Origin of the sequence: Acidocella sp. (genome assembly GCF_028687955.1) — a bacterium.
Classification (GTDB): Bacteria; Pseudomonadota; Alphaproteobacteria; order Acetobacterales; family Acetobacteraceae; genus Acidocella.
Map to the genome: position 1 here is coordinate 1,584 of NZ_JAQTZC010000073.1, position 8,949 is coordinate 10,532.

Sequence of the window (8,949 nt, forward strand, 5' to 3'; positions counted from 1 at the left end):
TTACTTCCTGGTACCCCGATCTAGGGTTCGAGGCATCAAGACACCGTCCCTCATGGGACATGAGCGTTTTGTTTTCAGTGGCCTGCTTGTCCCTTCCGCCCGCTGCAAGACGTAGCAGACTTCAGGGGCAGGATACTAACTGACCGTTAACCGTAACGGAGAAGGACGTGACCTCGCTGTTCAAAAAGCTGTTGGATCGTATTCTCGCTAACGCCATCCGCCAGGGCCGGTTCCGGGTTATCTGGCCAGACGGATCGGAAAATCTCTACGGGGATGACAAAAACCCCGCCGCGGGTATTAAAATCATGAGTGCCGCCACACTGCGCCGGTTGGTTCTCAACCCCGGGCTCGCCATGGGCGAAGGTTATATGGATGAGAGCATCATCCCATTGGACGGCACGATCCACGACGTTCTGGCGCTGCTGCTCGATAATCTGGCCCGCCACCCGATGCCCATACTCAACTGGAACGAGCGGATCAGCCGGTTTTTACGCCCCATTTCGCAGGCCAATAACGCGCGCCGCGCCAGGCGCAACGTGGCGCACCATTATGACCTCAACGGCCGGCTGTATTCACTCTTCCTGGACCGCGACCGGCAATATTCCTGCGCCTATTTCGCGCGGGGCGACGAGACGCTGGAGGAAGCCCAGGCCGCGAAAAAGCGCCACATCGCGGCCAAGCTGCTGCTCAACCGCCCTGGCCTCACGGTGCTGGACATCGGCTGCGGCTGGGGCGGTATGGCGCTCACCCTGGCGCGCGATTTTGGCGCCCGCGTCACCGGCATCACCCTCTCTGAGGAACAACTGGCCGAGGCCCGCGCCCGCGCCGCCGCCGCCGGGCTTGATGAGCGCGTGAAATTCGAGCTGATGGATTACCGGGACATGAACCAGACGTTTGACCGGATCGTCTCCGTGGGCATGTTCGAACATGTCGGCATCCCGAATTTTCGCAGTTTTTTTGACACTATCGGCCGTTGCCTGAAACCTGACGGCGTGGCGCTGCTGCATTCCATCGGCCGGTTTGCGGGGCCAGGGGCCACCAACCGCTGGATCTCCAAATATATTTTTCCCGGCGGCTACTCCCCGGCCCTCTCCGAGGCGCTGGCCCCGCTGGAGAAATCCGGCCTCATCAGCACCGATATCGAGATCCTGCGCCTGCATTACGCGCAAACCATCGCCCATTGGCGGAGCCGTTTCGCCGCCAACCGCCATACCATCGCGGCACTTTATGATGAGCGCTTCTGCCGGATGTTCGAGTTCTACCTTTCCGGCTCGGAACTCTCGTTCCGGCTGTCAGACCACATGAACTTCCAGATCCAGATCGCGCATAACCACGCCGCCGTGCCGCTGACGCGCGACTACATACTGGAGAAGGAGCGCCAGATCGCACTGCCCAGGGCGGCCGAATAGACTTAAAGCCGCAGTGCGCTAAGCTGGCGGCATGCAACTCCCCTGGCAAAAACCGAAAATCCCCGTGCTCGCCCTACGCGGCATCATTGCGCCGCGTCCCGGTGCCATCAATCTGGAGGCCTACACCGCGCCCATCGAGCGCGCCTTCGTGCTGGCGAAAAAGAGCAAGAACCTGATCCTGGCGGTTGAGAGCCCCGGCGGCTCGGCGGTGCAGTCGGACCTGATCGGCCAGTTCCTGCTCCGCCGCGCGAAGGAAACCGGCGTGGCCATCACCGCCGTCATCGGCGATGTGGGGGCCTCAGGCGGCTATTGGCTGGCCTGCGCGGGCGCCAAAATCTACGCCAACCGGCTCTCCATCGTCGGGTCCATTGGCGTTGTCACCGGCGGGTTCGGGCTGGACCAGTTCATCGCCCGCCACGGCATCGAACGCCGCATTTTCACCGCCGGGGAGCATAAGCGCCGGTTGGACATGTTCGCCCCCCTGCGCGCGGAGGACGAAGCCTTCACCCGCGAATTGCTGGAGGACGCGCACGGCATGTTCAAATCCTGGGTGAGCGCGCAGCGAGGCGCACGGCTGACCGCCGAGCAGAGCAAGATATTCGACGGCGGGTACATGCTGGGCGAGCGGGCGCTCAGCCTTGGCCTCATCGACGGTTTCGGCGATGTCGATACCATCGTGAAACAGCTCGGCGGCAAGAATGCCAAGCCGCTCTGGGTGCGCCCCAAACCGCCGCGCGGCATTATGCGATTCATCACCCGCGGCGCCGTGGAAGCCGCGCTGGAGGCCGCCGAGGAGCGGCTTTCCGGCCCAAGGCTGCGATGAGCCTGAGCACGCGGCGCGCACGGCCCGAGGATGCCGCGCTGCTGCTTGCCATGTCGCGAGCCTTCCATGATGAGGACAGTTCGCCCCTGGACGCGGCGGCAACGGCGGCGATTGCCCATGTCGCCGCCGGAGAGCCGCTGGCACCCGGCACGCCGTCATCCTTTGCTGATTAAGTGTGATCAGGCTCTGGTTATTTGTCTGAGGGCGATTCACGCTTTCGGCTCGCTCAGGAGAGCGAACCTCAAACGATCGCAGTCTAGAGCCATGCCGGCACTGGCAGGTTTTTGGAGCGCAGGAATTCTGGGTTGAAGAGCTTGCTTTGGTAACGCGCCCCGCCGTCGCACAGGATGGTGACGATGGTGTGACCCGGGCCAAGGGTTTTGGCGACGCGGATGGCCGCGGCGACGTTGATGCCAGCCGAGCCGCCGACGGAGAGCCCCTCGTGGATCAGCAGGTCGAACACTTGTTCCAGCGCCTCGGGGTCGGGGATGCGCTCGGCATTGTCAATTTTAATGCCGGCCAGATTTTCCGGCACGCGGGACTGGCCGATGCCCTCGGTGATGGAGGAGCCCGTGATGGTGAGATCGCCGTTTTTTACCCAGCCGTAGAGGCCGCTGCCTTCAGGGTCGGCCAGGACGATTCGGATGCCCGGGTTGCGGGCCTTGAGCGCGAGGCTGACCCCGGCCAGCGTGCCGCCGGTGCCGCAGGCGCAGGTGAAGGCATCCACCTTGCCGCCGGTCTGTGCCCAAATTTCAGCGCCGGTGGTGGCGCGGTGGCCCTCGCGGTTGGCCAGATTGTCAAACTGGTTGGCCCAGAGGGCACCCAGCTCCCCGGCCAGGCGGCGCGAAACATGAACATAATTTCCGGGGTCCTTGAAGGGTTTTGCGGGGACCAGGCGGAGGTCCGCGCCGATCATGCGCAGAAAGTCAATCTTCTCGCGGCTCTGCGTCTCGGGCATGACGATGACGCATTTATACCCCAGCGCGTTGGCGACCAGGGTGAGGCCGATGCCGGTGTTGCCGGCCGTACCCTCGACGATGGTGCCGCCCGGCTTGAGCGTGCCGTCAGCCTCGGCGGCGCGGATGATGGCGAGACCGGCCCGGTCTTTCACCGAACCGCCGGGGTTGAGAAACTCAGCCTTGCCCAGAATTTCGCAGCCCGTGGCGGCGCTGGCCCGCCTTAGCCGGATGAGCGGCGTGCCGCCGATTGCGCCGATCAAACCATCCACGACTGTTTCCATTGCCCAATGTCCCCGCTATGCTGGCCGTAATCGGCATACAATACTTGCGGGGGACATTATGATCGAAGATTTAGCGCCGCGACAGGTCTGGGAAGCGTTAATGAGCAATCCCGATGCAGCTTTGTGCGATGTGCGGACAAATGCCGAGTGGAGCTTTGTCGGTTTGCCGGATTTGACCGAGACCGGCAAGCAGCCCGTGCTGGTGCAATGGCAAGTGTACCCCAGCATGCAGCAGAACACGAAATTTTTGGAAGCCCTGGCGGCGGCGAAGCTGGAGCATGACGGCCATATCTACTTCATCTGCCGCTCGGGCGCACGCAGCATGGCGGCGGCACAGGCGGCCAAAGCGGCCGGGTATAAGCATGTGTATAATGTGAAGGACGGGTTCGAGGGGCCGCAGGACGCGCGCGGGCACCGCGGGAATGTGGGAGGCTGGAAGGCAGAGGGATTGCCCTGGAAGCAGGGGTAGGATTCTACTATCGGTTGCATAATACCCGCTTTGATGCCAAGATTGCGGGGTTAGATACTTTGTCCCGGGCTTGGTGGTACAATAGAGACGTTCCTCTCCCAGGACATAACAAGCATTGTCGAGCGCTTGGCACTCCGGGCGATTGAGACGCATCCAACCAACCGCGAGGCACAGTTGCGTGCCTGGTTCTGGGAAATTGAAACTTTACGTGCAGCGCTGGCCAACAAGCCTAACAACTGGCGGTTGCTGCTGGAATATCCGCTGATTCGCCTGGGGCGGCGCATGGATGCGGTGTTGGTCACCGACCGTGCTATTCTGGTGATTGAGTTCAAGGCACTTGGCGGCCAATTTACCGTTGACGCAAAGAACGCCCGCTTCTCTTGCCGAGGTCTCCAAACCAGCCATGCCACTCCCCACGCAAAGCCGAATTTCAAACCGCCCCAGCACCAATTTTTGGTATCTCATACCAGCCCGCCAAGAGCTTGACTCTCTGGGTTTGGTGGCGGGCTGGTATTATGTGCAATACCTCAAAAGGGCTCCACGTGGAGCACCCGCATCCCTCATCCTTGGCCGCCCCCATCTCACGCCCGCGGGTGCGCCTTGCGCCAAACCTCCATCAACTGCGCCGTATCCACATCCGTATAGCGCTGCGTCGTCGAGAGGCTCGCATGCCCCAGCAACTCCTGGATCGAGCGCAAATCCGCCCCGCCCGCCAGCAGGTGTGTGGCAAAGGAGTGCCGCAGCGCATGCGGCGTCGCGTGTTCGGGCAAGCCGTTTGCCCGCCGGAAGTCCCGCAGTGTCTTCTGCACCACACCAGCATTCAGCCGCCCGCCGCGCACCCCCACAAACAGCGGCTCACCCCGCGCCGGATTCGGGTGCAGCTTCAAATAAACCGCCATCGCCGCGCGCACGGCGGGCAGCAGGGGCACAATCCGCTGCTTATTGCCTTTGCCGGTCACGCGCAGCGCATCATCCGCCGGCGGCAAATCCCCCACATTGAGCGCCAGCGCCTCATTAATCCGAAGCCCCGCGCCATAGAGCAGCATCATCAGCGCCATATCGCGCGCCTGCACCATCGCGCTATCGCTCGCCTCGCCGATATCCTGCGCCACCGCCTTGGCGTCATCCGGGCTTAGCGCCTTTGGCAAGGGGCGTTTGGGGCGCGGGCGCGAGATCAGCGCAAGCGCCGCGCCATCCACCCCGTGCCGCTGCTTCAAAAACCTGAAAAATGTCCTGATCGCGGAGAGTTTGCGCGCCCGCGTCGCATTGCCCGCCCCCGCCGCGGCACCGGCGGCGATCCAGGCCCTGAAATCCGCCGCGCGCAGGCTTTGCAGCATCTCCACATCAGCCACGCCCCCCACATGGGTGGCGCAAAACTCCAGAAAGGCGAGCACATCCCGCCCATAGGTCTCCAGGGTCTTTCCGGCGGCCCGGCGTTCCGCGCCGAGCCAGCTCAAAAATTCCCCGGATAAACCTTCAGGCAATGCTCTGCCCGGTCTTCGCCCAATCGGCCATGAACCCGGCCAGCCCCTTGTCGGTCAGCGGATGGGTGTAAAGCTGCTTAATCACGCTGGGCGGAATCGTCGCCACATCGGCGCCCATTTTCGCCGCGTCGATCAGATGGATCGGGTTACGAATGGAGGCGACCAGCACTTCGGTCTTGATATTCGGGTAGTTGGCGTAAATCTGCACAATATCGGCGATCAGATCCATGCCGTTCTGGCCGATGTCATCCAGCCGGCCGACAAACGGCGAAATGAACGCGGCCCCCGCCTTGGCCGCCAGCAGCGCCTGCGCGGCCGAGAAGCACAAGGTCACGTTCACCATCACGCCTTCCTGGCTGAGCGTATGGCACGCGCGCAGCCCGTCCTGGGTCAACGGCACCTTAATCGTCACATTCGGGGCGATCTTGCGCAGCACCGCCGCCTCTTTCAGCATCTGCGTATATTCGGTGGCGGCTACCTCGGCGCTCACCGGGCCGGAGACAACCGCGCAAATCTCCGCAATCACCTCCAGTATGTTGCGGCCGGATTTGGCAATGAGCGACGGATTCGTCGTCACGCCATCAAGCAGGCCGGTGGCGGCCAGTTCGCGGATTTCGGAGATCTCAGCGGTATCGACGAAGAATTTCATGGGTCACTTTCCGGTGTGTGGAGTCTGGTGCAAAGCGTATAGCATGGAGCCCCCAAGTCTAAGCAACCGCGTCAGCGTTTTGCTCCCCTACCCGTTTGAAACGCCCTTTACCTACGCGGCGGCGCAAGCACTGCCGCCCGGCACGCTGGTGCGCGTGCCCCTGGGTGCGCGCATGGCCGTGGGCGCGGTATGGTCACATCCGCCTGACCAGGGGGTAAAAACCAGACCCATCGCTGAAATCCTTGCCCGCCCGCCGCTGCCCAAACCCTTGATGGACTTCGTAGATTGGGTCGCCGCCTACACGCTCTCCCCGCGCGGCGAGGTCCTGGCCCTGGCCCTGAAGGAGAGCCTGCTCACCGCGCCGCCGAAACGCGGCAAGGCGTTCACCTTTGGCGGCGCCGACCCGGCGCACCCCGGCCCCATCCTCTCCGCCGCCCAGGCCGCCGCCGCCGCCGCCCTGCGCGATTCGGTAACGCACCAGAAATTCAGCGTCACCCTGCTGGACGGCGTCACCGGCTCCGGCAAAACCGAGGTCTATCTGGAAGCCGTGGCCCAGGCCCTGCGCGAGAACCGCCAAGCGCTGGTGCTGCTGCCGGAAATCGCCCTCTCCGTGCAGTTCCTGCAACGCTTCCAACAACGCTTCGCCGCCGCCCCCGCCGTCTGGCATTCCGAGCTCACCCCGGCCGCCCGCCGCGAGACCTTCCGCGCCGTGGCCGAGGGCCGCGCCAATGTCGTCGTCGGCGCCCGCTCGGCGCTGTTCCTGCCCTTCCCCGACCTGGGGCTGATCGTGGTGGACGAAGAACACGAGAGCGCCTTCAAACAGGAGGACGGCGTGATGTACAACGCGCGCGACATGGCGGTGGTGCGCGCACGCCTCTCCGCCGCGCCCTGCGTGCTGGTCAGCGCCACGCCGAGCCTGGAGAGCGTGGAGAACGCAGCCTCGGGCCGCTACACCCGGCTGGACCTCCCCTCACGCCACGGCGGCGCGGTGCTGCCGCAGGTAAAATCGGTTGATCTGCGCGCCAGCCCGCCCGAGCGCGGCAAATTCCTCTCCCCCGTATTGGTGGAGGCGGTGCGCGAGACCCTGGCGCGCGGCGAGCAGGCCATGCTTTTCCTCAACCGCCGCGGCTATGCCCCGCTCACCCTCTGCCGCCGCTGCGGCCACCGCATCTCCTGCCCCAATTGCACCGCCTGGCTGGTCGAGCACCGCAGCCATTCGCGCCTCATCTGCCATCATTGCGGCCACAGCGCCGCCATCCCTGAAACATGCCCCGCCTGCGCGGCCGAGGCCAGTTTCGTGCCCATCGGCCCCGGGGTTGAGCGCATCGCCGAGGAGGTGGCCGCGCTCTTCCCCGTCGCGCGCACCCTGGTCATGGCATCGGACATCATCACCAGCCCCAAACAGGCCGCCGAGGCCGCAGCCACCATCACCGAGCGCGGCGCGGACATCATCATCGGCACGCAGATGGTCGCCAAAGGCTGGCACTTCCCGCACCTCACGCTGGTCGGCGTGGTCGATGCCGACCTCGGCCTCGCGGGCGGCGATCTGCGCGCGGGCGAGCGCACGGTGCAGATGCTCCACCAGGTCGCCGGCCGCGCCGGGCGCGCCCAAGCCCCCGGCACCGTGCTGTTGCAAAGCTTCTCGCCCGAACACCCGGTCATCGCGGCGCTCATCTCGGGCAACCTGCCGGATTTCTACGCCCAGGAGGCCGCCGCGCGCCGCCCAGGCCATTGGCCGCCTTATGGACGGCTCGCCGCCCTCATCATCAGCGCCACCGACGAAAAACTGGCCGACCAGACCGCCCGCGCCCTGGCCCGCACCGCCCCGCACGGTCCGGGGATCGAGGTGCTTGGCCCCGCCCCGGCGCCTTACGCCCTGCTGCGCGGCCGCTTCCGCCGCCGCCTGCTGCTAAAAACCGCGAAGCACATCCCGGTCCAGCCCCTGCTGCGCGACTGGCTGGCGCAAACCGATATCCATAAATCCAGCCGGATTGATGTTGATGTAGACCCCGTCTCATTTATGTAGCTTGCATGACGGGTTGAAGCCAAGTAGAATCACTCTATGATGCTTATAGAGAATCTAGCCATTCAGCCCGGCTATGCACTCTCCGGCCTGCTCGTGGGGCTGCTCGTTGGCATGACCGGCGTCGGCGGCGGCTCCCTCATGACCCCTCTGCTCGTCCTGGTATTCGGCATGCACCCCTCGGTCGCCGTCGGCACAGACCTGCTGTTCGCCTCGGTCACCAAAGCCGCCGGCACCAGCATCCACAGTGCCGGCAAAACCATTAACTGGACGATCGTCGCCCGCCTGGCCACCGGCTCCGTGCCGGCAACCATCCTCACCCTGCTGGCCCTGGCACATTTCGGCGCCGCCAATAAAACCGTCGCGCACCTCATCTCCCTCACGCTGGGCACCGCCCTTCTGCTCAGCGCCATCTCCCTACTCCTCAAGGATTGGATCATCACCCACGCCAGCAAACGCTGGCCCGGCACCAGGCAGGAAAGTTCAGCCTGGCGAACAATCCTCGTCGGTTTCATCGTCGGTATCCTGGTCTCGCTCTCCTCCGTCGGCGCCGGGGCGCTGGGCACCATCGCCCTCATCTACCTCTACCCGCGCCTGCCGCTGGTGCGCATCATCGGCTCAGACATCGCCCACGCCGTCCCCCTCACCCTGCTCGCAGGCCTCGGGCACTGGTATCTCGGCACGGTGAATTTTCACCTGCTCGGCTCACTGCTCCTCGGCTCCATCCCCGGCATCATCATCGGCAGCTATGCCGCCCGCTACACCCCTGACGCCATAATGAAACCCTGCCTCGGGATCATCCTCGCCCTCGTCGGGCTCAAACTGCTGGCCAGATAAGAACCTCCGGCCGCC

Annotated in this window: 10 protein-coding genes; 7 read left to right on the forward strand and 3 right to left on the reverse strand. The window is 64.4% G+C overall.

What is annotated here, in order from left to right:
• Window positions 1–167: 167 nt before the first annotated feature.
• The 3 genes from PHE40_RS09445 to PHE40_RS09455 are packed head-to-tail and all read left to right on the forward strand — an operon-like array spanning window position 168 to window position 2,405.
• Window positions 168–1,409: a cyclopropane-fatty-acyl-phospholipid synthase family protein gene (locus PHE40_RS09445; protein WP_366523603.1), complete on the forward strand. Its 1,242-nt coding sequence runs from the start codon at window positions 168–170 to the stop codon at window positions 1,407–1,409.
• Between the two features lie 31 nt (window positions 1,410–1,440).
• Complete coding sequence (locus PHE40_RS09450) at window positions 1,441–2,232, forward strand: S49 family peptidase (RefSeq protein ID WP_299961146.1); 792 nt, start codon at window positions 1,441–1,443, stop codon at window positions 2,230–2,232.
• On the forward strand, window positions 2,229–2,405 hold the full coding sequence (locus PHE40_RS09455; RefSeq protein ID WP_299961148.1) for a hypothetical protein: 177 nt from the start codon (window positions 2,229–2,231) through the stop codon (window positions 2,403–2,405). Before PHE40_RS09450 ends, PHE40_RS09455 begins: the two co-directional genes overlap by 4 nt.
• A gap of 83 nt (window positions 2,406–2,488) precedes the next feature.
• Here PHE40_RS09455 and PHE40_RS09460 read toward each other — a convergent pair whose 3' ends face one another.
• Window positions 2,489–3,472 (reverse strand): cysteine synthase A, encoded by a 984-nt coding sequence (locus tag PHE40_RS09460; RefSeq protein ID WP_299961150.1) that lies wholly within the window; start codon window positions 3,470–3,472, stop codon window positions 2,489–2,491.
• Window positions 3,473–3,530: 58 nt separating this feature from the next.
• On the opposite strand from PHE40_RS09460, the gene PHE40_RS09465 reads away from it, so the two are divergent.
• Window positions 3,531–3,941 carry a rhodanese-like domain-containing protein gene (locus PHE40_RS09465; protein WP_299961156.1) on the forward strand — a complete coding sequence of 137 codons (411 nt, stop codon included), beginning with the start codon at window positions 3,531–3,533 and terminating at the stop codon, window positions 3,939–3,941.
• A gap of 126 nt (window positions 3,942–4,067) precedes the next feature.
• Window positions 4,068–4,427 carry an NERD domain-containing protein gene (locus PHE40_RS09470; protein WP_299961158.1) on the forward strand — a complete coding sequence of 120 codons (360 nt, stop codon included), beginning with the start codon at window positions 4,068–4,070 and terminating at the stop codon, window positions 4,425–4,427.
• A gap of 95 nt (window positions 4,428–4,522) precedes the next feature.
• On the opposite strand, the gene PHE40_RS09475 is transcribed toward PHE40_RS09470, so the two are convergent.
• Window positions 4,523–5,398, reverse strand: a complete 876-nt coding sequence (locus PHE40_RS09475; RefSeq protein WP_299961160.1) for a tyrosine recombinase XerC — start codon at window positions 5,396–5,398, stop codon at window positions 4,523–4,525.
• A gap of 19 nt (window positions 5,399–5,417) precedes the next feature.
• Window positions 5,418–6,074 (reverse strand): fructose-6-phosphate aldolase, encoded by a 657-nt coding sequence (gene fsa, locus PHE40_RS09480; RefSeq protein ID WP_299961162.1) that lies wholly within the window; start codon window positions 6,072–6,074, stop codon window positions 5,418–5,420.
• A 43-nt stretch (window positions 6,075–6,117) separates the two neighbouring features.
• Between fsa and PHE40_RS09485 the strand changes: the two genes are divergently transcribed.
• Together PHE40_RS09485 and PHE40_RS09490 are read left to right on the forward strand one after the other, a co-directional pair.
• Complete coding sequence (locus PHE40_RS09485) at window positions 6,118–8,100, forward strand: primosomal protein N' (protein WP_299961164.1); 1,983 nt, start codon at window positions 6,118–6,120, stop codon at window positions 8,098–8,100.
• A 36-nt stretch (window positions 8,101–8,136) separates the two neighbouring features.
• Window positions 8,137–8,934: a sulfite exporter TauE/SafE family protein gene (locus PHE40_RS09490; protein WP_299961166.1), complete on the forward strand. Its 798-nt coding sequence runs from the start codon at window positions 8,137–8,139 to the stop codon at window positions 8,932–8,934.
• The last annotated feature ends 15 nt before the right edge of the window (window positions 8,935–8,949 follow it).

Excerpts from the sequence above, each read along its gene's own strand:
- PHE40_RS09450 (WP_299961146.1), top strand. The coding sequence starts at position 1,441 with ATGCAACTCCCCTGGCAAAAACCGAAAATCCCCGTGCTCGCCCTACGC.
- PHE40_RS09485 (WP_299961164.1), top strand. The coding sequence starts at position 6,118 with ATGGAGCCCCCAAGTCTAAGCAACCGCGTCAGCGTTTTGCTCCCCTAC.
- PHE40_RS09490 (WP_299961166.1), top strand. The coding sequence starts at position 8,137 with ATGATGCTTATAGAGAATCTAGCCATTCAGCCCGGCTATGCACTCTCC.
- PHE40_RS09460 (WP_299961150.1), bottom strand. The coding sequence starts at position 3,472 with ATGGAAACAGTCGTGGATGGTTTGATCGGCGCAATCGGCGGCACGCCG.
- PHE40_RS09455 (WP_299961148.1), top strand. The coding sequence starts at position 2,229 with ATGAGCCTGAGCACGCGGCGCGCACGGCCCGAGGATGCCGCGCTGCTG.
- fsa (WP_299961162.1), bottom strand. The coding sequence starts at position 6,074 with ATGAAATTCTTCGTCGATACCGCTGAGATCTCCGAAATCCGCGAACTG.
- PHE40_RS09465 (WP_299961156.1), top strand. The coding sequence starts at position 3,531 with ATGATCGAAGATTTAGCGCCGCGACAGGTCTGGGAAGCGTTAATGAGC.